The sequence below is a fragment of the Pseudarthrobacter sp. 1G09 genome, from assembly GCF_050038305.1.
GTDB lineage: Bacteria > Actinomycetota > Actinomycetes > Actinomycetales > Micrococcaceae > Arthrobacter > Arthrobacter equi.
In genome coordinates, this window is the sequence record NZ_CP188306.1 from 2,861,449 (window position 1) to 2,884,607 (window position 23,159).

Annotated in this window: 18 protein-coding genes; 10 read left to right on the forward strand and 8 right to left on the reverse strand. The window is 62.6% G+C overall.

The features are described 5' to 3' along the window. Window positions 1–15: 15 nt before the first annotated feature. The 4 genes from rfbB to ACP3TD_RS13185 are packed head-to-tail and all read left to right on the forward strand — an operon-like array spanning window position 16 to window position 3,589. Window positions 16–1,014: a dTDP-glucose 4,6-dehydratase gene (gene rfbB, locus ACP3TD_RS13170; protein ID WP_091721403.1), complete on the forward strand. Its 999-nt coding sequence runs from the start codon at window positions 16–18 to the stop codon at window positions 1,012–1,014. A 3-nt stretch (window positions 1,015–1,017) separates the two neighbouring features. After that, window positions 1,018–2,442, forward strand: a complete 1,425-nt coding sequence (locus tag ACP3TD_RS13175) for a sugar nucleotide-binding protein (RefSeq protein WP_426763429.1) — start codon at window positions 1,018–1,020, stop codon at window positions 2,440–2,442. Continuing rightward, on the forward strand, window positions 2,439–3,170 hold the full coding sequence (locus ACP3TD_RS13180; protein WP_056085032.1) for a glycosyltransferase family 2 protein: 732 nt from the start codon (window positions 2,439–2,441) through the stop codon (window positions 3,168–3,170). Before ACP3TD_RS13175 ends, ACP3TD_RS13180 begins: the two co-directional genes overlap by 4 nt. An 8-nt stretch (window positions 3,171–3,178) precedes the next feature. Then, window positions 3,179–3,589, forward strand: coding sequence for a DUF2304 domain-containing protein (locus tag ACP3TD_RS13185; protein ID WP_426763431.1), 411 nt, complete (start codon window positions 3,179–3,181; stop codon window positions 3,587–3,589). A 55-nt stretch (window positions 3,590–3,644) separates the two neighbouring features. Here the strand turns inward: ACP3TD_RS13185 and ACP3TD_RS13190 are convergent, their stop codons facing one another. Beyond that, the gene (locus ACP3TD_RS13190; protein WP_056085029.1) at window positions 3,645–4,526 is read right to left on the reverse strand and encodes a glycosyltransferase family 2 protein; all 882 of its coding nucleotides are present in this window, start codon (window positions 4,524–4,526) and stop codon (window positions 3,645–3,647) included. 240 nt (window positions 4,527–4,766) lie between these two features. Here ACP3TD_RS13190 and ACP3TD_RS13195 point away from each other — a divergent pair, with 240 nt between their 5' ends. The 4 genes from ACP3TD_RS13195 (at window position 4,767) to ACP3TD_RS13210 (ending at window position 8,886) form a co-directional block, all read left to right on the forward strand. Then, window positions 4,767–5,696: a glycosyltransferase gene (locus tag ACP3TD_RS13195; RefSeq protein WP_426763432.1), complete on the forward strand. Its 930-nt coding sequence runs from the start codon at window positions 4,767–4,769 to the stop codon at window positions 5,694–5,696. Between the two features lie 32 nt (window positions 5,697–5,728). After that, the gene (locus tag ACP3TD_RS13200) at window positions 5,729–6,436 is read left to right on the forward strand and encodes a glycosyltransferase (protein WP_426763433.1); all 708 of its coding nucleotides are present in this window, start codon (window positions 5,729–5,731) and stop codon (window positions 6,434–6,436) included. After that, the gene (locus tag ACP3TD_RS13205) at window positions 6,433–7,491 is read left to right on the forward strand and encodes a glycosyltransferase (protein WP_426763434.1); all 1,059 of its coding nucleotides are present in this window, start codon (window positions 6,433–6,435) and stop codon (window positions 7,489–7,491) included. Before ACP3TD_RS13200 ends, ACP3TD_RS13205 begins: the two co-directional genes overlap by 4 nt. Window positions 7,492–7,674: 183 nt before the next feature. Continuing rightward, on the forward strand, window positions 7,675–8,886 hold the full coding sequence (locus tag ACP3TD_RS13210; RefSeq protein ID WP_426763435.1) for a lipopolysaccharide biosynthesis protein: 1,212 nt from the start codon (window positions 7,675–7,677) through the stop codon (window positions 8,884–8,886). A 54-nt stretch (window positions 8,887–8,940) separates the two neighbouring features. Here ACP3TD_RS13210 and ACP3TD_RS13215 read toward each other — a convergent pair whose 3' ends face one another. The 5 genes from ACP3TD_RS13215 to glf all read right to left on the reverse strand — a co-directional run bounded on the left by ACP3TD_RS13215 (window position 8,941) and on the right by glf (window position 15,883). Continuing rightward, entirely contained in the window at window positions 8,941–10,956 is a 2,016-nt protein-coding gene (locus ACP3TD_RS13215; protein WP_426763436.1) for a DUF6541 family protein, read from the reverse strand. 114 nt (window positions 10,957–11,070) lie between these two features. Beyond that, complete coding sequence (locus ACP3TD_RS13220) at window positions 11,071–11,796, reverse strand: ABC transporter ATP-binding protein (protein ID WP_045729775.1); 726 nt, start codon at window positions 11,794–11,796, stop codon at window positions 11,071–11,073. After that, a complete protein-coding gene (locus tag ACP3TD_RS13225) occupies window positions 11,797–12,678 on the reverse strand; it encodes an ABC transporter permease (RefSeq protein WP_056085018.1) in 882 nt (293 codons plus the stop codon). Next, entirely contained in the window at window positions 12,675–14,699 is a 2,025-nt protein-coding gene (locus tag ACP3TD_RS13230; protein ID WP_426763437.1) for a glycosyltransferase, read from the reverse strand. Before ACP3TD_RS13230 ends, ACP3TD_RS13225 begins: the two co-directional genes overlap by 4 nt. Next, window positions 14,696–15,883, reverse strand: coding sequence for a UDP-galactopyranose mutase (gene glf / locus ACP3TD_RS13235; RefSeq protein WP_426763438.1), 1,188 nt, complete (start codon window positions 15,881–15,883; stop codon window positions 14,696–14,698). The genes ACP3TD_RS13230 and glf overlap by 4 nt, the downstream gene beginning before the upstream one ends. A 624-nt stretch (window positions 15,884–16,507) precedes the next feature. On the opposite strand from glf, the gene ACP3TD_RS13240 reads away from it, so the two are divergent. Further along, window positions 16,508–20,536: an FtsK/SpoIIIE domain-containing protein gene (locus tag ACP3TD_RS13240; protein ID WP_426763439.1), complete on the forward strand. Its 4,029-nt coding sequence runs from the start codon at window positions 16,508–16,510 to the stop codon at window positions 20,534–20,536. Window positions 20,537–20,577: 41 nt separating this feature from the next. On the opposite strand, the gene ACP3TD_RS13245 is transcribed toward ACP3TD_RS13240, so the two are convergent. After that, a complete protein-coding gene (locus tag ACP3TD_RS13245; protein ID WP_426763440.1) occupies window positions 20,578–20,976 on the reverse strand; it encodes a hypothetical protein in 399 nt (132 codons plus the stop codon). A 321-nt stretch (window positions 20,977–21,297) separates the two neighbouring features. Here ACP3TD_RS13245 and ACP3TD_RS13250 point away from each other — a divergent pair, with 321 nt between their 5' ends. Further along, window positions 21,298–21,546: a WhiB family transcriptional regulator gene (locus ACP3TD_RS13250; RefSeq protein WP_015937605.1), complete on the forward strand. Its 249-nt coding sequence runs from the start codon at window positions 21,298–21,300 to the stop codon at window positions 21,544–21,546. A 132-nt stretch (window positions 21,547–21,678) separates the two neighbouring features. Here the strand turns inward: ACP3TD_RS13250 and ACP3TD_RS13255 are convergent, their stop codons facing one another. Next, on the reverse strand, window positions 21,679–23,148 hold the full coding sequence (locus ACP3TD_RS13255; RefSeq protein WP_426763441.1) for a sensor histidine kinase: 1,470 nt from the start codon (window positions 23,146–23,148) through the stop codon (window positions 21,679–21,681). Window positions 23,149–23,159 lie beyond the last annotated feature (11 nt).

Sequence of the window (23,159 nt, forward strand, 5' to 3'; positions counted from 1 at the left end):
GTACCCTTGGGAATTATGCAGCGACTTCTTGTGACCGGCGGAGCCGGCTTCATTGGCTCAAACTTTGTCCACTATGTATTGGAAAACACTGATGACCATGTCACTGTTCTGGACAAGCTGACCTACGCCGGCAATCTTGAATCACTGCGCGGCCTGCCCGAGGACCGCTTCACCTTTGTTGAGGGTGACATCGCCGACGCCGGCATCGTGGACGGCCTGGTCGCAGGCACCGACGTCGTGGTCCACTACGCAGCAGAATCGCACAATGACAATTCCCTGCACGACCCCCGCCCCTTCCTGGACACCAACATCATCGGCACCTACACGCTGATCGAAGCGGCCCGGAAGCACGGCAAGCGCTTCCACCACATCTCCACCGACGAGGTCTACGGCGACCTCGAGCTGGACGATCCCGAGCGGTTCACCGAGCAGACCCCGTACAACCCCTCCAGCCCGTACTCGTCCACGAAGGCCGGCTCAGACCTCCTGGTCCGCGCCTGGGTGCGCTCCTTCGGGCTGCAGGCAACCATCAGCAACTGCTCGAACAACTACGGCCCATACCAGCACGTGGAGAAGTTCATTCCGCGGCAGATCACCAACGTGATCGACGGAATCCGTCCCAAGCTTTACGGCAAGGGCGAGAACGTCCGTGACTGGATCCACGCCAACGACCACTCCTCCGCCGTCCTGGCCATCATCGCCAAGGGAACCATCGGGGAAACGTACCTGATCGGTGCTGACGGTGAGAAGAACAACAAGGACGTCGTTGAACTGATCCTCAAGCACATGGGCCTGGCCCCGGACGCGTACGACCATGTAGTGGACCGTCCCGGCCACGACCTGCGGTACGCCATCGACTCCACCAAGCTCCGCAACGAACTTGGCTGGGAACCCCAGTTCTCCAACTTCGACGCCGGCATCGAAGACACCATCGACTGGTACCGCAACAACGAACAGTGGTGGCGCCCGCAAAAAGCCGCCACCGAAGCCAAATACAAGGAACAGGGCCAGTAGTCCATGTCTCTGGAGTTCTCGAAAAAGCTTTCCGGCCACACAACACCCATTCCCGGCGTCGTTCTCTACGACCTCCCGGTCCACGGCGACAACCGCGGCTGGTTCAAGGAGAACTGGCAGCGGGAAAAGATGGTTGCCCTGGGACTGCCGGACTTCCGGCCGGTCCAGAACAACATCTCTTTCAACGAAAAAGCCGGGACCACCCGCGGCATCCACGCCGAGCCCTGGGACAAGTTCATCTCCGTTGCCACGGGGCGGATCTTCGGGGCCTGGGTTGACCTGCGTGAAGGGCCCTCATTCGGCGCTGTCTTCACCGCGGAGCTGGACCCCAGCCAGGCCATCTTCATTCCGCGCGGTGTCGGCAATGCCTTCCAGACCCTCGAGGACAACACGGCTTACACCTACCTGGTCAACGACCACTGGTCCGCCGATGCCCAGGGACAGTACACCTTCCTGAACCTGGCTGACGAAACGGCTGCCATTTCCTGGCCGATCCCGCTGGACCAGGCCGAACTCTCCGACAAGGACAAAGCCCACCCGCGGATGGCAGACGTCGCCCCGATGCCGGCCAGGAAGATCCTCGTCGTTGGCGCCGACGGCCAGCTGGGCAAGGCACTGCGAGAACAGTACGACGGCGACGCCAGGGTTGAGTTCGCCGGCCGCGTTGAGTTCGATCTCGCCCGGGAGGATTCGTTTAAGAACCGGAACTGGAAGAATTACTCCGCCATCGTCAACGCCGCGGCCTACACCGCTGTGGACGCTGCCGAATCCGAGGAAGGCCGGGCTGCCGCCTGGGCCATCAACGTGAAGGCCGTCGCCAACCTGGCGCGCACCGCCGTCGAACATGACCTCACGCTGGTCCACGTCTCGTCGGACTACGTCTTTGACGGGAGCCGGGACAACCACGACGAGGACGAGCCCCTCACCCCCCTGGGCGTTTACGGCCAAACCAAGGCTGCAGGCGAGGCGGTGGCAGGTGTCGTTCCCCGCCACTACATCGTGCGTACAAGCTGGGTTATCGGTGAAGGCAACAACTTTGTCCGGACCATGGCCAGCCTCGCCGGCAGGGGAATCAAGCCGGCGGTGGTCAATGACCAGACCGGCCGCCTGACCTTCACCCAGGACATCGCAGCTTTCATCAGCCACCTGCTGACCACCGAAGCCGCGTACGGAACCTACAACTTCAGCAACGCGGGACCCGTAAAAAGCTGGGCCGACATAGCGGCGGACGTCTATGAGCAGGCCGGCGCCTCCAGGACTGATGTCACTGGAATCACCACTGCTGAATACTTCAAGGACAAGGCCGCCGCTCCCCGACCGCTCAAGAGTGCCCTGAACCTGGCGAAGGCACACTCCACGGGTTTTGATGTCGCCAATGCCGATGAGCGGCTGACTGCCTACCTAAAGGCGGAAAACGATAAAGCATGACTCCTGCAGAGCAAGCCCACCGCACCCTGGTGATCATGCCGGCCTGGAACGAGTCGGAGGCCATCGGCGGCACCATCCGGGAAGTGTTCGAGTTCGGCCCTGACTGCAGCGTCCTCGTCGTGGACGACGGCTCACGCGACAACACTGCCCAGGTTGCCCGCGACGCCGGCGCACTGGTGGTGCAGCTCCCGTTCAACATGGGGGTGGGCGGAGCGATGAGGACCGGCTTCAAGTACGCAAAAATGCACGGCTACACCCGGGTCATCCAGGTGGACTCCGATGGCCAGCATGATCCTCGTGATATCAAGGCCGTCCTCGACGGCCTGCAGGAAGCGGACATCGTCATCGGGGCCAGGTTCGCGGACAAGGGCACGTACACCGTCAGGGGCCCCCGCAAGTGGGCCATGAACGTCCTGGCCTGGACCATCTCGCGGATTGCGGGCACGCGGCTCACGGACGTGACGTCCGGTTTCCGCGCTGCCAATGCCAAGGCCATCCGCCAGTACGTGGACCACTACCCCGCCGAATACCTGGGCGACACCATCGATTCCCTGGTCGTCGCCATCCGGTCGGGGTGTACCGTTCGCCAGGTGGGCGTCTCGATGCGCGAACGGCAGGGCGGGACCCCAAGCCACGACCCCGTCAAGGCCGCCATCTACCTGGGCCGGTCAGCCTTTGCCCTCCTCTTTGCGTTGACGCGCAAGAAGAACGAACCGTCGTCCAACTAGGAGTTTCCATGGCCACCCTCGTTGGCTTCATCTTTGTGCTGGTCATTCTGCTGATCATTTTCGAAATGCTGCGCCGCCGTCACCTGCGCGAAAAGTACGCCGTCATCTGGATCATCATTGGGATTGGCGTCCTGGTGCTGGTGGCCTTTCCGCAGCTTCTCTTCTGGTCAAGCGGAGTGCTCGGCGTGAAGGTGCCATCAAACCTACTGTTCGCCATGGCGATCGTACTGCTGGTGTCCGTTTGCCTGCACCTGTCCTTCGAACAGTCCCAGGCGGAAGACGAAGTCCGCGTCCTGGCGGAGGAAGTGGGGATCCTTCGGCTCAAAGTCCTTCAGCTGGAAGAGAGCCTGACGCAGGGTGGCACAACCGCCGGGAACGGAACACACCCGGAAACGCTCCCACCCGAATCAACGGCCTAACGAAAGAAGGTGGCTGCCCCAGGATCTGGGGCAGCCACCTTTTTTACGCAGTCCGCTAGGAAACCACGTGCTTCAGCAGCCTGGGCAGCGAATCGGTTTTCCCGATCATCAGGGAGCGGGCAACCAGGGTGGCTGCATTCAACCGCGACGTCGTGTGGAAGGCCGCAGCGCGCGCCGTTCCGTTCCAGCCAAGTTCCCGGAAACGCCGTGCCTGTCCTTCGAAGTACGCGCGCTCTTCATCGAACCGGCGCCCGTCAAGTGCCTTGACCGACGAGTCCGATGCAGAGTGCCGGCGGTAGAGGAACGCGAGCGTCGGGTCAACCACCATCGAGCCGCCTTCGGCTGCAATATCCAACAGCAGCGCAAGGTCCTGCACCACGTGCAAACCCTCCGTGAAGCCGATACGGCGGATAACATCCGTGCGCCAGGCCAGGGACGGGAAGTACGCCCAGTCGGCCCGGACAAGGCTGGTGGCCATCTTTTCGCCCTGCAGCAGGACTGTGGACTTGGTGGAGGGTGCGTATACCTTCTTGACGATGTCCACCAGCGGGGAGCATGCACGCCCTTGCTCATCGATAACCTGAACACCGGGCTGGACAACGCTGGCCTCGGGGTAGGCTTCGAACGCCTTGGACACGACGTCCAGGTAGTTCGGCAGCATGATGTCGTCGGCACCCATGACCACAACAATGGGAGCTTCGGCCAGTTCCAGCGCCTTGCGGTAATTGCCGTTGGCGCCGAGGTTCTCTTCGTTCTTCTGGTAGCTGACCCGCGGGTCAGACATGGATTCGAACCAACGCTGGGGTTCCGGGCTGGGGTATCCGTCGTCGACCACGATGAGGCGCCAATCCTCGAACTGCTGGCTCATGACGCTTTGCGCCGCAAGTTTCATCAGGTCGACGTCGCCGTAGTACGGAAGCAATACATCAATGGCCATGTGCCAGGTAGGTCCTTTTCTTGAAGATTCACAGGGTTGGATCTGTTTGCCCGGAGATGAGCACCCCGGTCAATGCTACCGTGTCGGCCTGTGCGGGCAGCTTCCAGCTGCCTGTCCCGGCCCCTGCACCTGGGCAAATGGAGGCCCCTCCGCCCCGACGATAGACTGAAGCCTGCTGTCTGACAGTTCCCTGACGCATCGGAACGGTCTATTTGGGTAAGCGAGAAGGAACTATAAGACGTGACGCACCAGAGTGACCCGCGGGTGGTGGCTGTTATCTCAGCTTTCCACCCTCCCCAGGACCTTCCCGAGAGGGTCGAAAAACTCAACCAGCAAGTCGTCCACACAGTTGTTGTCGACGACGGTTCCGACCCCCAGCAAACGAGCAGCGTGCTGGACGCCCTGGAAGCGCTGGGATGCACCGTGCTGCGCATGCCTGAGAACGTGGGAATTGCAGCAGCACTCAACGCAGGAATCGATGAAGCGCTCAAGGCATGGTCTCCGGATTTCCTCGTCACGCTTGACCAGGACTCCGCGCTTGATGATGGATACATCGCTGCGGCGTTGGCCACCTACGCGGAGGCAAGTGCCAACGGGGTCGACGTCGGCCTGGTCAGTGCCCAGTCGCACAACGGCCTCAACGTTCCGCTGCTGGCCAGGAGGGCACGGTTTCCCGAAGCCTTTGACCCCCTGCAGTCCGGCGCCGTCATCCCGGTAACCACGCTCAAAACAGCCGGAATGCTCGACGGCAGGTTGTTCATTGACTGCGTAGATTCTGAATTCAATCTCCGTGTCAGGTCCCACGGCCTGGCCACCCTCGTGGGCAAGGGGTGCAACATGACGCATGCCCTTGGCCAGGCACAGCCAATGATGCTTTTCGGATGGCATGTCAGCGTTTTGGGCCGAAAGCGCCACGTGCATTCGCATGCCCCTTTTCGGGTGTACTACATGACCCGGAACAACATCCACCTCTGGCGGCAGTACGGCGCAAGATTCCCGGTCTGGCTGCTCCGCCGGCTCCGCTTCCAAGTGGAAAGTGACGTCTTCAGGATGCTGTACGGCGCCAATCGGAAGGGGCAGTACCGGGCGTTTGCCCGCGGCTTCGTGGATGGCTGGCTCGGACGGCTCGGTAAGATCGATCCCTCGTTCCAGCGGAAGATCAGCGCGTGAGCGGGGCCGGCGCTGTGCGGGTATCCGTGTGCATGGCAACGTACAACGGCCAGGAGTACGTTGCAGAACAGATTCAATCCATCCTTTCGCAGCTGTCACCACAGGACGAGCTCATCATCGTGGACGATGCGTCAAAGGACTCCACGCTCGACGTCGTCCGTCGCCTTGAGGACCCGCGCATAGTTCTCCTGCCAAGCGCGGAAAACAAGGGTTATGTTGCCAGTTTCGAAAAGGCAGTCTCGGCCAGCAGGGGCGAGTACATCATGCTGTCGGACCAGGACGACATCTGGCTCCCCGGACGCGTCGAGACGCTGGTGGATGCCCTGCAGGCTAAGGACTTCGCCGCCAGCAACTTCACCGTGTTCGGCGGCCCGGCCAACAGGTATCACAAGGTCCAGCTCAAGGAATCGGACAGCGGCCGGTGGGTGGCCAACCTGGTCACCACGTGGATAGGCATCCGCCCCTACTACGGGTGCACCATGGCATTCCGGGCGGCAGCCAAGAAACAGATCCTCCCCTTCCCGGAGTTCCTCACCGAAACCCACGATCAATGGATCGCCATCGTTGCCAACCTCAACCGCAGCATGGCCCACGTGGCAGCCCCCACCGTTGCCCGTCGGCTGCACGACGAGAATACGACCCCCAAATCCCGCCGCCCGGTCGCGGTGATCCTGCGGGCAAGGATCATGCTCCTTCGCGCCATTTTTGTGGCCCTGGGCAGGAAGCCGGGAACTCCATGACATCGCAAGGGACCCCTGCGCCCCACCCATCCGGGGCGGGCACTTACGCCGGAACCTTCGGCGCGGTGGCCCTGGCCGCCTACAAGCCGGACCAGCCCATGTTTGCGCGCCAACTCCTGTCAATCCAGGCACAGACCCACACGGATTTCGTTTGTCTCATCTCGGTGGACGGCGACTACCAGCAGGTTGCGGATATGGTCCGGCAGATTTGTGGCGGGGATGACCGCTTCCAGGTTCTCGGATACAGCAACCGGCTCGGGTTCCACCACAATTTCGAGCGCGCCCTCAGAGCCGTTCCGGAAGAGGCCCGCTGGGTTGCCCTCAGCGACCAGGATGACTACTGGTATCCCGGGAAACTGGCGGCGCTTCTCCCCCGCCTTGACGGTGCCGCCTTGGTTACAGGGCAGGCACGGGTGGTGTCGCCTGAAATCTCCGCAACCGACCCGGACCCCGCAAGGGGGACCCTCACCGATAGGAAAAATGTTGGGGCTGCGGACCTCATCGCCACTAACCAGGTCACCGGATCCCTGTGCGTATTCCGGCGCGAAGTGCTTGAGACGGCTCTCCCCTTCCCTTCGCTGGCAGCGCCATCCCAGTATCACGACCACTGGCTTGCGCTGTGCGCCCTCGCCTCCGGAGGCATCAGCATCCTTGACGAGGTGTTGCAGGATTACATCCAGCACGGCGGCAACGTGGTGGGCGAATCGCGGCAAAGCCTGCCCACTTCCATACGGAACACTCTCCGTTTCGTGAAGCGGTACGAAGGAAGCACCTCACCGCGGAGTATCTGCAGCATCATCTACAAGACCGGGCTCGGATGGCGGACGCTCATGGCGAGGACTCTGTTGGCACGCTCTGTGCAGGCCGGCACCTCCACGAACCCGGAATTGCAGGATGCCCTGAACCTGTATGCACGGCCCCGGGCCTGGCGCCTGTTCAGGTCCCTGCAGGACGGGGTGCAGCGTAAGAACGTGGCCCCCATCCGGGCTGCGGAGATTTACCTCGGCGTCGTGCTCCCATGGAAGCGGCACAGTGGGATCAGCAATTCACGGTAACCCGATGTCGTTCCGGGAGCACCGGCGTTAGAGACCTGGGGCGGCGCTCCGCCGCGATGTGGTTCGGGATCGTCAAACATACACGCACACAGCCCTGGCACGCGCAGCAAAACGATTCTGCATCGCCGGACGGAACTGCCCCACGGCCAGCCGGCAATACCAACAGAAGGAAGCACATAAAGCATGAAAGCTGTGTTGTTAAGATTGGCCGGCTTTACGGGGTTGCCCCTGGTGTCGATACTGACCCCGTTCCTTCTTGTTCCCATCGTGTCGCGCGTCGCCGGGGAGGGCGGCTGGTCTACCGTCGCCTCAGGGCAGGCCATCGGGGCCTTTGGCGGTGCAGTCATCGCGTGGAGTTGGAACACCCTCGGCCCAGTCGAGATAGCCCAGAACCCTTCGCCGCAGCACCGCGCCGAGGTTTACCGGCAAAGCCTGAGAACCAGGCTGGCCCTGTCTGCCTTGGTTTTCCCCTTTGTGTTCATACTGGCCTGGCTGTTGGCGGCCCCTGACCATCGGCTGGATGGCGCAGCGATGTCCCTGACAACCGCTGTTACTGGGCTATCCCCGGCCTGGTTTTGCATCGGTGCAGGAAAGCCTGCCCTTCTGGCAACATTCGACGCGCTTCCCCGGGTGGCGGCCACAATTGTAGCCGTCCCCGTGATCTTGCTGACGACTCATATTTGGCTGTACGGAGTCATCCTGCTTGCCAGCGTTGGCGTGAGCCTGGTCATATTCCACCGCATCGTAGTCCCGGAGCGGGGTAAGACCTTCACGTCCTGGGGCGGAACTTGGCGCTACTTGCGCCAACACTTCGGACCGGCTGCCATCAGCCTGTCCGGCACAACCTATGCAGCAACACCTGTTCCAATAGGACAGGCCTTTGTGCCCAACACAGTTATGGCTGGATTCAGTTCCGCGGACACGGTCTACCGTTTCGGTCTCTTCTCCGTGATGGCTTTGGGCAATACGTTCCAAGGCTGGACTTTGGAGCCGCAGGAGGCCAGCCCGAAAAAGCGCCACGCCGCCGCCATTGTGTCCCACCTTGCTTTGGGGCTGGCGGGAGCTGCCTTCCTGGCTATCCTGGGACCGCTGGCTACAGAGATCATCCTTGGATCCGTCAACAAGGCCGGCCAAGCGACATGCGCTCTCTACGGCCTGTCATTCCTTTTCATCTCCGCCAGCACTCCGTTCATCCGCAACCTCCTGCTCCCGCAGGGCCGCCAGCGCCTCATTCTTGTTTGGACGCTGATCTCGGCCGTCATCGGAATTACCCTCATGTTTATTGCTGCGACCCGGGGATGGGCGGATGGCATCGCGCTGGCAATGGCCCTCAGCGAGGCAATACTTTTCCTGGGCCTGCTGGTGCCTGGGCTACGCCTGCTTAAAAAGGCGTAGCCCAGCACCAGTTTCCGTCAACGCCACGGTACGTGGCGCTGGTGGGTCCCTCGCTCAGTTGCCGCAAAGCTGCAGCTTGTAAAGCTTTGCGTCGCCTTCCGAATCTTCAAGAGTGGCCATGCCTGCGGCAATGAGGCTGTCCAGCCCCTTGTAACCGCTGTCCCGGCCGTGCACTTCACGGTGGCCGAAGTCCAGTATGTAATCGATGTTCAGTTTTTGGACCGCAGGGCATACCGCGGGATCGTCTTTCGACGGGGTAGGCCCGTTAAGGAGCGCTCCCGTCCCGTCAGGAACGGCGCTAAGGATGTGCAGCTGGATGAGCTTCCGGTCTGCCAGGGCATAAGCCAGGGAACTGCCGTTCCAGGGGTTCCCCACCATAACGGCATCCTCCGGCACTTCCTCCGACAGGCGGTCAATCAGCTCCAATTCATCACTGGAGATCAGGGGTGAGTCAGCGGAAAGCCTGTATGAGCCGGCCATGGAGTCCTGCGCCTGGCGCACGCTTCCACGCTGTGTGAGCACACCCAGCGCCAGAACGGCAATCAGGCCGGCAACCACCATGTAGGTTGCCTGCGGTACACGGGCGCCCTTTTCAAAGGGTTTGCCCCGTTCCGCTGCAGTCTTCCGCTGCACAATCCCCGCGCTGCGGGTGACGCCCCGAAGCAGGAGCTCCCAAGAGCAAACAGCACCACGGGTGGCAAGGGGAATGGTCACCAACGGCAAGAGAGCGGCAAGCCGGGGAGGATCGTTGTACCAGATTCCCGTCCAGTAGGCCCGGAAGTCGTCGGCGGGGAAGGAGCTGACCACAACAAAGAGGAACGCCGCGACGCCATACGTTCCCAACCACCACAGCTGCCGGCCGGACCTGATTACCACGAAGATACCAACGAGGGTCAGTGCCATGACGGCCCACGCCACGGGGCGGCCAATCGCGGAGCTGGCGATGACTTCTCCAATGGCCTGACCGCTACTCTCAACGGGCGGCCAGAAGGCAGCCTCCGCCGGTGGCCGGACGAGGTCCCAGAGAATGCGTACAACGACGACGGCGGTCACGCCCAACGCCAGAAGGGCCGCCGTGGCTGTCCAGCGGGTTCGCCCGCGCGCCGAAGTCCATGTTCGCACCAGAAGGCGCACGTAGACGAAAACCGCGGGCGGAGTTGTCAGGGCAATCCAGGCCATGGCGGCGCTGGGGTGGGCGAGGGCGACGCCCGGGAGTACTGCGAGGAGGACGAGTGCTCCGATGATCCTGGAATGGACCGGCACCGCGGACAATCCGAGAACTTCAAGCGAGACGGCCAGAACCAGGGGCAGGAGGGCGACGGCAAGGAAATTCGGGTACAACACCCCAAAATCCAGCAGCGAAATGGGAAAGGCGCCAAAGCCGGCAGACAGGACACCGGCGGACAGGACGACCGCGGGGCGGTTTCCCCAGAGAGTCCGTGCGAGATAGAGGCAGCCCGAGGGCCAGACAACGGCGGCGACGACAATGTTGATCACGTTGACCGAGACCGGTATTCCGCCGCCGCCAACGCTGACCAGCAATGAGACAAGGTCATGCCATGCCGCAGGGTATGAGGCCGCACCGGTCATCTCATTGAGCGTCAGGGAGGAGCCTGAACCGGTATCGAGGATGTACCGGATAGCGTTCAGATGAAAGACATTGTCAAAGGTTTGTGAAAATGACTCCGGGTGGCCGATGGCTTCCACAAGCCGGCGCGAAACCAGAAAGGCTGCCATGACAACCGCCAACATGATGGAACCCAGGACCCAACGCCGGTTGCCGCCGTCATGCGGTTGAACTGCCGCGCCTTTCTTCGCCACTGCAACCGACGCTGCAAAGGCGAGTCCGGCCAGAATCGCAGTGATAACAAGGACTGGCGGCAGCGACCACTGGATTCCCGCGAACGGAGCCACGATCGCTGCCATGGCTACGATAGACACGCTGATTCCCGGTGCCAAGGCGAAGATACGGAATCCCCTCAGCCTGGCTGCCGCACCTACGGCGAGTCCCGGAACAAACAGCAAAGCCGCTGCCAGGACGAACTGAGGGACTGTATCAAACCAGGACAAGAATCCTCCGAAAATTCAGTGGCACAGCGGCCAGAGCGGCACGCCGTGCCACAAAACTTTGACGATAAGGGACCATCATCCACCCCGAGGCGAACATCCTCGCGCCGCCAACGGTCAGGCGCGCAGAATCGAAACTGCCTCGTGGATTGGTCCGTCGAATTTCACGTTACCGTGCTCCAGGAGGATTCCCCGGTCGCAAATACGGGAGACCAGGTCCAGGTCGTGACTCACCACCACAAGCGTCTTTCCGTCGCGGGCGAGTTCCTGGATCTTGTCGATGCACTTTCGCTGGAAGGGCTCGTCGCCCACGGCCAGAATCTCATCGATCAGGAACACTTCGGGATCAGTATGCACGGCAACGGAAAATGCGAGCCGCAAATACATTCCCGATGAGTAGAACTTGACCTCGGTATCGATGAATTGCCCGATCTCGGAGAATTCGACAATATCGTCGAATCGGTCCTTGACCTGTTGCTCGGTCATTCCCAGGATGGCGCCGTTGAGGAAGACGTTGTCCCGGCCGGACAGGTCCGGGTGGAAGCCGGCGCCCACTTCGATGAGGCCCGCCACCCGCCCCCTGGTCCTCACGGTTCCCGAATCCGGCAGCATCACTCCGGAGATGTGCTTCAGCAACGTCGATTTGCCGGAACCATTAAGTCCCAGCAGCGCCACGGTCTCCCCCGTTTTGACGTCGACAGAGACGTTCTTCAGCGCGTGGAACTTCTCGGACAGATCGCCTTTCCGGCCCTTGACCAACCAAACAACTGCCTCTTTGATGGAGCGCGTGTGGCGGAGGACGAATTGCTTGCTGATGTCTGAAACTTCAATTGCGTTGACCACTCACAGCTCCTGAGCGAAGCGGCCCTCGAGCCGCCGGAAGGTGAACTGACCCAAAATGACAATGGCCAAGGCGATGACCAGGCCCAGCGGTGTCCACAGGGTGAAGAGATTTGGTGGCATTGCAGTGGTGCCATCTGTCGTGGGGAACCAGAACGCGTAATGGAACAGTTCCACACCAATGGTGATGGGGTTCGCCTGGTAGATGGCAAACCACGTTGAACCGAGTTTCGCTTCCACCATCGACCACGCATACATCACCGGCGAAGCCCAGGTCGCAACCATCAGGAGCATGTCCACCAGGTTCTCCGAATCCCGGAAGTACACATTTGCAGATCCGAAAAGCAGGCCAAGACCGGTGGCCAGCAGGCCCACGATCACGAAACCGGCCACAGCTGCCAGGAGCTGGAACACACTCGGGTGCCATCCTGCCAGCAGGCAGCCGGCTACCAGGACCACCAGCTGCGGGAAAAAGTGAACCGCGGACACCCACACAGAGGCAACCGGGAAGAGCTCACGGGGCAGGTAGATCTTCTTGATCAGGTTTCCGTTGTTCACAATTGAACGGGACGCGTTTCCCAGCGCCTCGGAGAAGAAATTGATCAGAACGATCCCCGAGAAGAGGTAGACCGCATAGTTCGGAAGACCCTCCGGGTTCCTGGCGCTGCGCTCCAGCCCCAGGAATACACCAAGGGCAACGTAGAAGACGACGAATTGAACGCCGGGTTTTACGTAGGACCACAGGAGTCCGAGAACGGACCCTCGGTAGCGGACCTTAAGTTCCTTGCGGACCAACAGCTTGAGGAGGAATCCCGACTGCCGGATGTCCCGCAGTCCACCCCCAAGCCCTGGACTTGTCAGTTCAGCCGGAGACGATGCACTCACTTGATTTCGTTCTGCGTGTGTTGCTCGAACGTCTTCCTCCACGACTCCATCGACGTCAGGTCCGCGACAGCAGCCTTGTACTTCCTGCTGAGCGCGGGCCATTCCTTGAGCAGCGCGGTGTGCAGGCGCGCGCTCTCTGCCAGCATCTTCCTCAGTTGCTTGGGGTCCCGCTGGTACCAGGACGCACCGGTCCCCTCGGCATTCGAGACTACTGCACTGTCGTACTGCGCCATGCGCCACCACCGGTTGTCCTGGTGGGCAATGGTCGTTTGCGGTCGTTCAGTGCTGGTTCCCTTCACCGGGCTCGCCAGCTGGCGAACGACGGTTTTTGCTGCCCAGGGAAGCAGGGAAATCTTTGACGGCTGAGCCGGCCCGTGTCCTCGGCGCGGCGGCTTGTCCATCTTGGCCGCCGGGAAGTCCTCAGGATTCGGTTTGAAGACGGCGTCGGGGTGCGCGGACATCATTTCGCGGATCTGGGGCAGCTTGGCCGGCAGAAGGTCAGGCAGGGCTTCGGGGCCCTTCAGGACGTCTTCGAGCGCCCACTGGCGGCCCTGCGCGGTGGCGTACTGCATGGAAACAAGGTGTTTGACATCGGCATACTGCGATTCCTTGATGACGCGCCCGCCGAACTCGTAAGGGCTGTGGAGCAGCGCGGCCACTACGCGGTTCCGGGCGTGGAAGTACGCCTGCCAACCGACGAGGTCGTCCTTGTCGATCCAGGAGACGTGCCACACGGCCGATCCCGGAAGAGAGACAGTGGAGTAACCGTGGGCCTTCGCACGCAGCCCGTACTCCGAGTCGTCCCATTTGATGAACAAAGGAAGGGAGAGCCCGATTTCCCGGATTACCTGCGTGGGTATCAAGCACATCCACCACCCGTTGTAGTCAACATCGCAGCGGCGGTGCAGCCAGGACGTCTGACGAAGGTTGGAGGACTGGAAGTCGTGACCCAGGATCATTTCGTCGCTGGGCAGGGACGGCTGGAAGCGGTAGGGGTTAACCACCTCTCCAAAGGTGTGCAGCACCGTCCGGTTGTAGAGGTCGAACATGTGCCCGCCCACAAGAGTTGGCGTCTTGCAGCGATCCGCGAAGGTCAGCAGCCGAATGATGCTTTCCGGCTCCACGACGACGTCGTCGTCCATGAGCAGTGCGTAGTCGCTGCCGTTTTCAACGGCCTCAAACATGCCACGGGCGAATCCGCCCGACCCGCCGAGGTTGGACTGGTGAATGATGCGCAACTTGCCGTTGAGCATCTTTTTGATGTCCTCAAAGCCATCCGCATCGGCGAGCTTCTGGGTCCCCTGGTCCACAATCAGGATTTCCTGTACGTGGTCGAGGGCCTCTTTGCTTTCGGCCAGGAGCCGGAGGTTATTGAGGCAGAAATCGGTCTTGTTCAGGGTGGTGATCTGGAGGGTTACAGAGCCGGGGCTGCTCTCAACGGCAGGGCCCTGCCATTCCGCATCGAGCATCACCAGTGGCTCGGTTCCGGCCAACAGGTCGAACCAGTACCAGCCGCCGTCACCGAAAGGTGCCAGCGACAGCTCGAAGAAGTTCTCGGCCGTACCCTCAACGCGGCGCGTGTCTACGCGCTGCAGGGAGCCGCGGGCGTTCGACTTGTACACGATGACAGAACCAGCACCCTGCGTGCGGACTTGCAGCCGGACCTTGTCCACGGTTGTCCAGCGCCGCCAGTAGCTGGCAGGAAAGGCATTGAAGTAGCTGCCGAAGGACACCCGTTCGCCAGACCGTATGGAAGTCGAGTGCCGCGAGAGGAAATCCTCCACGTGGGCTTCCTTGGTGGGGCTGCTGATAGTCCGGGCCTTGGGGGTTTTCCCGTCCCTGTCGCCGGCTGTCGGCAACTGGATCCCTGTGGCAGTGCCCATGTCCATGTAGAGGGGAACAGTATCCATCTGGCTGGCGCTGGGGAGGATGACGCGCTGCAGCGTCTGCCAGTGCTGGCCGGTTTCCACCGCGCCGCCCTCGGCCTTGTTCTGGTTCTTTGTATCGGTGGGGACGCTCATGCGTCGACTCCTCCGCTTTCGATGTCGGCTCCCGCCTCGAAGTGAGGACGGATCTTGTTGTCGAACATGGTCAGGGCAGAACCGATGGCCATGTGCATGTCAAGGTACTTGTAGGTGCCCAGGCGGCCACCGAACAGGACGTCCTTTTCACCGGCCGCAAGATCGCGGTACTTGAGCAGCCTGTCGCGGTCTGCCGATGTGTTGATCGGGTAATAGGGCTCGTCGCCCTTCTCCGCAAAGCGCGAGAACTCGCGCATGATGATGGTCTTTTCCGTCTGGTATTCCCGCTCGGGGTGGAAGTGCCGGGGTTCGATAACGCGGGTGTAAGCCACGTCTTCGTCGTTGTAGTTGACCACGGACGTACCCTGGAAGTCGCCGACATCGAGGACTTCCTCTTCGAAATCAATCGTGCGCCAGGAGAGGTCACCCTCGGCGTAATCGAAGTAGCGGTCAACGGGACCCGTGTACACGACCGGAATATTGCCGACAACCCTGTTCTTGCTGTATTCGTGCGACTCGTCAAAGAAGTCCGTGTTCAGGCGGACCTCGATGTTCGGGTGCTCCGCCATCTTTTCGATCCAGGCCGTGTAGCCGTTGGTGGGCAGGCCCTCGTACTTGTCGTTGAAGTACCGGTTGTCGTAGTTGTAGCGGACCGGCAGCCGCGAGATGATCCCGGCGGGAAGGTCCTTCGGGTCCGTCTGCCACTGCTTGCCCGTGTAGTGCTTGATGAAAGCTTCGTACAGGGGACGCCCGATCAGCTGGATTCCCTTGTCGTTAAGGTTCTGCGGGTCGGTGCCTGCAAGCTCTCCGGCCTGCTCCTGGATCAGGTCCTTGGCCTGGCCCGGAGTGAGGTTTGCCCGGAAGAACTGGTTGATGGTGGCGAGGTTGATGGGGAGGGAATAAACCTCACCCTTGTGGACCCCGTAAACCTTATGCACGTAGTTGGTGAAGCTGGTGAACCGGTTGACGTACTCCCACACACGTTCGTTTGAGGTGTGGAACAGGTGGGCACCGTAGCGGTGCACCTCGATACCTGTCTGCTCTTCCTTTTCGCTGTAGGCGTTTCCGCCGATGTGGTGGCGACGGTCGAGGACAACGACCTTCAAGCCGAGCTCAGTGGCGGCCTGTTCTGCGATTGTCAGGCCAAAAAAGCCGGACCCTACGATGACGAGGTCAGCGGTCACAAAATCTCCTGGTTCGAATGCGGGCAGCGCAATGTTGAGCATTGTCTGCTGCTCTAGCCTACCCGAGTGACTGCGGCGCCAGTCGAATCGCCTCCCTTAGCGGCTCGGCCAGGGATGCGGCTTTTACCTGGCGCAGCTCCCCGTCCGTTTCCACATAATTGGCTCAGGTCTGCGGACAGACCCAAAAGGATCCCTCCTGCCTTAACGTCTGCCCGGCACGGCCAACCCATCCAACGCGGCGGGCAGGCACCTCAGCGACAAGGACGAAGTCCGGCCCATCCTTGGTGACGACGGCGCCGGAGCTATATAGTCCCCGCATCCAATCACACATTCACTCCCCGACCGCGTGGATTCCCGGACCTGGGTCAGGTGCCACACCCTCGAACCGGACCCGATGACGGAATCGGGGGAAACATCGGCACTGGCAGCAATGATGCTCACTGGTCTCCTTCGTGGCCGCAGGACCGCCGGTGGAGGTCCGTGTGGGGCGATCCTGGCCCAGCGAAGGATCAGCAAGGCAGTACCTGCGGAACAATCCGGGGTTTTCCACATAGACCCGGTACGGGCCTGCCCGTTCGTAGCCGGGCCCATAACTTGGAAACAACGTTCAAAGGAATCCACCACATGACACTCCACTGCACGTTGGTAAGAGCAGCCCGCCCTGGTTCCGGCAACGAGCCCCTGGAGCTGACCATCGAGGCTCCCGCCGGAACGGCAGGGAGGGAAATCCACCACCTTCTTGCCCTCAAGTTCGGCACAGGGGAGGTTACCGTCCGGGGAATCCGCATTGGCTCGCTCAACGTTGGTACCGATCCCCTTGTCGCCGGCGCGGTACTCGTCGATGCCGGAGATGCCAGGCCGCCGCTCCGGAAGCAGCTGTCCCGGATTGCAGACGAGGCGGAAGCTGGACTGGTATTGGCTGTCCACAGCGGCTCGGGAGCCGGCACCGTTGTAGCCCTTGCCCGCGGGACCTTCACGATTGGCAGGAATGGCACACGGATAGCCATTGACGACGCCGAGATGTCGCGGGAGCACGCGAAACTGACTGTCACGGACACGGGCATCTTCATCGAAGACCTGGACAGCTCCAACGGAACGTGGGTGGATGGCCGGAGAGTCCGGAATGCGGCGGTGTCCACAGCATCCGACATACGGTGCGGATCGTCGGCCATGTCCCTGATCTTCACGGACTGCCCGTCGGCGCCCCTGGCGGACGCGGGCGCTTCGGTGGCGGACCCCATTCCCGTTACCGCGGGCACTGATCGAGGAAACCGGGCAGTCCTCGTACTGACCGCAACGCTCCCCCTGGCCATCGGGGTCGGGTTGGCCGTCTTTACGGGAATGTGGATGTTCCTGGCGTTCGCCGGCGCCTCAGCCGTCTCGATGGTCATTCCGCTGCTAACAGGGCGAAGGCAACGGCGGGACACCGCAGCCGCAGTCGCTGCTGCCGTCCAGGAAGACAAACAACGACGACGGCGGGCCGGGCCATCCCTGGCCACAGTCACCTTGAGTACGCCGCGCCTTGGATCCAACGGAACAGGCGCCGGCGAAGGAAGGATCTGGCTTCGACTCGGTCTGGGGGTCCAGCCCGCGAATATCAGCGTCCAGCCCGCCGGCGCAGTCCGGGACCTGCCGTCCGCGGGTGCAGTGCCGCTCCTCCTTGACCCGACCCGGCCGGAAACGGTGTTTCAGGGAGCACGCCCGGCGCTGGACGCCATGATCAGGGCGCTGGTCATGCAGCTGGCCGGTTATCCCCGGGGCCGTGAGACCAGGGTGGTCATCCACGGCCGGCCCGAAGTCCTGCCTCTCGCTGCAAGGTTCCTTCCGCGAGTCGTCCTGACGGCAACCGGGGAGTCATGCCGACGGCATCTGTCGGAGAAGTTTTCAGGGGGTTGCCCGTATGGAGTCCTCATTCTGGCCGGCCCGTCCGATTGCCGGGAAACGGACAACACACTTGCCGCGACTGGCGTCCAGCTCGGATGGCAGGTCCTCAGGTTCACCACCCCGGCAGAGCCAGCCAGTACCGCGGATGTGGAACTGGCTGAGCCGGAATCGTCCCTCCTCTGCCCGGAAATCCGCACGAAATTCGTTCCCGACCTGGCCCCCGCGAAGGTCTTTGACGCGTTTTGCCGGAACCTTGCAGCCGGAGCGGATGGCAGGGCGCGGGAAGACTGCATCCCGGATACGTGTGCCCTGGCGGACGTCATGCCCTTGTCGGCGGAGGCAACGGCTGCCCGCTGGGAGAAGGGTGCGCAGACCACCGGGCTGGCAGTTCCGTTGGGAGTCAGTGCCGGAGGCGTCAGGTCCTGGGACCTTGACAGCGACGGGCCGCATCTCCTCGTGGCGGGGACCACCGGTTCGGGGAAGTCGGAGTTGCTGCGAACCCTCGTTATTGCCCTGGCACTAAATCATCCGCCAGAACTGGTGAACTTCCTGTTCGTCGACTTCAAGGGTGGCTCCGGACTCGGGCCGCTAGCCGACCTCGTGCACTGTGTTGGGCTTCTGACTGATTTGTCCGCCAGTGAGCTTGACCGCACGCTTGCCTCATTGCGGGCTGAAATCCGGCTCCGTGAGGAGGCCCTCGCCGCGGCCAACGTGCCGGATCTGGCCTCCTACCAATCCACGCAGGTTGTGGCTGGCCCTGCGCTCCCCCATCTGGTCATCATCATTGATGAGTTCAGGATGCTCGTGGATGACGCCCCGGACGTCCTGGGGGAGCTGATGCGCATTGCCGCCATCGGACGGTCCCTCGGCATTCATCTGGTGATGGCCACGCAGCGGCCGCAGGGAGCGTTGACAGCCGATATCAGGGCCAACGTGACATCCAGCATTGCCCTGCGGGTCCAGTCCGACATGGAATCCCATGACATTATCGGCACCAAAGCTGCGGCGGGCATCGGAGTGGGCTGCCCAGGGCGCGCGTTCCTTGCCCGGGGAACGGAGCCTGCGCAGGAATTCCAGGCGGCAACACTGAGCCTTTCGGGCAGTGAAACCCGGAACGATGCCCTTCACGTTCAGCGCACCTTCGATTTCCTGAGGGCGGGAGGAGGAGCTGCTCCCGGATGCCACGCGCCAACCCCAGCGCAGGCCGCAAGGCCCTATGTTGAATTGGTCCGCAGGCTTTGGGCAGCGCGGGGCGGGTCCCCGCCCCGGCACCCGGTAGCTCCTCCCCTCCCGCATGACCTCCGAGACCCTGTGGCGGCACCGGCGCAGGCAAGCGGCCAGGCACCAACCGCATCGCGGCCGGATTGGTCTGTTGAGCTGGGCGCCCTCGACCTGCCCCATGCCCAGTGCGTTCTTCCCCTGACCTGGGAACCATCCCGGCACGGCCACCTGGCACTCGTTGGCTCTGCATCCTCCGGCGCCGTTGAAGCCCTGGACCTCGCAGTCCGTCGACTGCTGGCGCACCCGCGTGAGTCACACTGCTACTTCCTCGACGCCTCTGGCGGACTCCAGCATGCCGCCGGCCATCGAAGGACGGGTGCCCATGCCGGAATCCACGAGCTCCGCCGCGCGGTCCGGATATTGGAGCGGCTGGTCCTCGAGCTTGGGCACCGTCTCAGCCACCCTGATGAAGGGACTACTCCGTTGGTGCTGGTCATCTCCGGATGGGGATCGTGGGTGTCTGCCTTCAGGTCCGGACCGCTTGCGTGGGCTGAGGACGTGGTACAGGACCTGGTCCGGGACGGTCAGCGCGCCGGGATAACTGTCGCGATATCCGGGGAACGGGAGCTGTCCACCGCCCGCTTTGGCGCTTCCCTGCCCAACCGGCTGTACTTCCCCGCAGCCTCCACCGAGGACAGCAGGCTCGCTTGGCCCAGGATGCCTTCCACGGAAAAGGTAAAAGGGCGGGCGGTGGCCTTCGGACCAGTCGCCGGAAGCGAGTCCGCAGTCTGCCAGGTCTACGACCTCGCCATAGCGGACCAGTGGCAACGGGACACGGGCACGGAGCTGGACTCCAAGCTTGAAGTCCCGCCCTTCCGGGTTGAGTCATTGCCCCCACTTATCTCAGCGACGGACGTTCAGGAGTCTGCGGCGCGCCCGTTCTCATCCGTGGCCGCCGCCCGGTCCACCCCGCCCGGACTTCTGATCGGCGTGGGTGGGGACGAACTCTCCCCGGTCCGCCTGAATTTACCCACCGGCGGCGTTTTCACCATTCTTGGCCGCCCCGGCGGTGGTAAAACCAACAGCCTCCGCGCGCTGAGGATCCTGAACCCGGAAGCCTGCTGGGTGCATCCGCCGGACACCGAAGAGCCTGACAGGTTCTGGACATCACTGCGCTTGGACCCCGCGTCCCGGGCCGCGGCCGGGTGCCGGATCCTCATCGCCGACGACGCCGACCAACTGTCTGCCGACGCCCTGACCGCACTGGCGGAACTCCAGTCACGGGGCCACACCGTCCTGTTGACAGCAAACTACAATCCCCTGCTGCTGCAACGCCTCCCCCTTGTTATGGCGTCCAGGGCTCACGGCGCCGGAATGCTGCTCGCACCGCGCTCAATGGCGGACGGGGACCTCTTCGGCGTCCGCTTCGAAGCGGAGCCCACTGCTCCGCCGGGCAGGGCAGTGCTGATTTCCGGAGGAGGGTCGGCCGTCCTCCAGGTTGCTTGGGCGCCGCTGGAAGGGGATGCCGGCGGGCGCAAGGCGGGCTAGAAGGCCGGCGGCGCTACTCCGGTCCGGGAAGCCTGGAAGGGCTATAAAGCCGGCGGCGCTCCTCCGGTCCGGGAAGCGTAGGCGATAACGCTGCTGTGGAACAGGAGCACAAGGGCTGCCACCGCAGGAACGACCATCGCCAATCCGGCCAGGATCAGTCCGCTGGTCAGGGTGGGGAAACCGATCGTCAATACGAACAGTTGGGCAACCAGTGCCGCCGCACGGGTCCACCGGAACCCGCGGTACAGGAAATGACCGACCGCGAACAACCACGCCGAAAAGGCGAGCAAAAGCCCGAGGGTAAACACTGCACCCCAGAACGACAGCACAGGGCTCCCCGATACCAGTTCGAATGCGTACCAGGCAGCTGCCGCCAGGAGGGCGGTCGCCTCAGCCGCAACCACCATGGCAATAAGGACAGCCGCGCGGGGAGGCCGCATTTTCCCCGATGCAACGGCACCGTCCTGGCCAGGGTTGGTTCCCCCGGGAGGAGGCGAGGAATCTGCAGGGTTGGAAGGGGGTCTTGACACACTGGCACCCTACCCGACATAGTCGGAGACTGGTGAGGGCCAGTGCCAGCAGTGTGATGTATCGCTCAGCATTCCCGGGATATCAAGCGTTACTACCCCTTGTTTACACAGCGTTAACATGACAGGCTTGATGGAGATGACCAAGGGGGCCCTGCCGGGCCCTTTTCCTTTGTAGCTACTAGTGAATAATTTCACAAAGGGCGATTCCCAGAAATGGAGCAACTAATCAGCATGGATTGGCGTAACCGCGCAGCGTGCCTCGAGAAGGATCCGGAACTCTTCTTCCCCGTCGGGAACACAGGGCCGGCGCTCCTGCAGATTGAGGAAGCCAAAAGTGTCTGCCGCCGGTGCCCGGTAGTCGATACCTGCCTCCAGTGGGCACTTGAGTCCGGCCAGGACGCCGGCGTTTGGGGCGGCATGAGCGAAGACGAGCGCCGCGCCCTTAAGCGCCGGGCAGCCCGGGCACGCCGCGCTTCATAAGCGGCGGTCCCCGACGTACAGCGGAAGGATTTCCGCCAAGTAGAAAGAGCCCCGGCAGCAACCGACCAGGTCGCCGCCGGGGCTCTCTCCATTCAAAGCCAGGGGACGCCGCTGGACAGCAGGCGGCGTCCGCTACCTGCCCAAGAGGCTCAGGCGGATGCGGACCGCTGTGCCGCCGCCTTCGCGAGGCAGCCACTGGATGGTTCCGCCAAGCTCGCTGGTCACCAGGGTCCGCACGATCTGAAGCCCCAGCCCCTCGACGTGCGGAGTATCCGGTAGTCCCACGCCATCATCGGCGATGGTCACGGTGAGCTCTTCGTCGCCATCCTCGCCCTCCGCGCGGTCGGCAATGAGCCACACAGTCCCTGCCCTCCCCTCAAGGCCATGTTCCACAGCATTGGTGACCAATTCGTTGATCACCAGCGCGAGGGGGGTGGCCAGGTCGCTGGGAAGCTCGCCGAAGGTGCCCGAACGCTCCGTCTTCACCTGCTGGGACGGCGAGGCGACTTCTGCGGACAGCCTGAACTGCCGTCCGATCAGCTCATCGAAATCGACGCTCTGGGTCAGGCCCTGGGACAAGGTTTCGTGGACCAGGGCGATCGTCGCAACCCGGCGCATCGCCTGCTCCAGGCCCTGTTTAGCTTCCTCGCTGACCATCCGGCGCGACTGCATCCGCAGCAGGGCGGCAACGGTTTGCAGGTTGTTCTTAACCCGGTGGTGGATCTCGCGGATCGTGGCGTCCTTGGTGACCAACTCCATTTCCCGCCGCCTGAGCTCGGACACATCGCGGCACAGTACCAGGGCTCCGAACCGTTGCTGTTCGTCGCGAAGGGGAATCGCCCGAAGGGACAGGCTGACGCCGCGGGACTCGATTTCACTGCGCCACGGCATCCGGCCGGTAACAACCAGGGGCAAGGTTTCATCGACCATCCGGCGGTCCTTGAGGAGGCTGGCGGTTACTTCCGCCAAGGAACGGCCCTCCAGCGATTCACCATCACCCAGCCGGCGGAAGGCAGAAACGCCGTTGGGGCTGGCGTACTGCACGATGCCGTCGGCGTCGAGCCTGATCAATCCGTCCCCTACCCGCGGTGCGCCGCGGCGCGACCCCGTTGGTGAAGCGAAGTCGGGCCACAGGCCAAGCGTCCCCATCCTCAACAGGTCATAGGCGCACTGCCGGTACGTCAGCTCAAGCCGGGACGGCATCCGTGAGCTGGATAGGTCCATGTGGGTAGTGACAACGGCCAGGGTCCGTCCATTCCGCACCATGGGAACAGCCTCGACCCGCAGGGCCATGTCGCTGCTCCAGTTTGTCTCGCTGGAGCGCTCGATGGCCCTGCTGTTCCAGGCCTTGTCCACCAGGGGCCGAAGGTCGGAGCGGATGCCTTCGCCGACGAAGTCCCCGTGGAACACGGTGTGCGTTGTGGACGGCCGGACGTGCGCCAGCGCCACATACCCGTATTCGGGATGCGGGAACCACAGTGCGAGGTCGGCGAAGGCCAGGTCCGCAACCATCTGCCAGTCCCCCACCAGCAGGTGAAGCCATTCGGCATCACCTGGGCCAAAATCGGCGTGTTCCCTGATGGGGTCGGTAAAGATTGCCACTGCACCTCCAG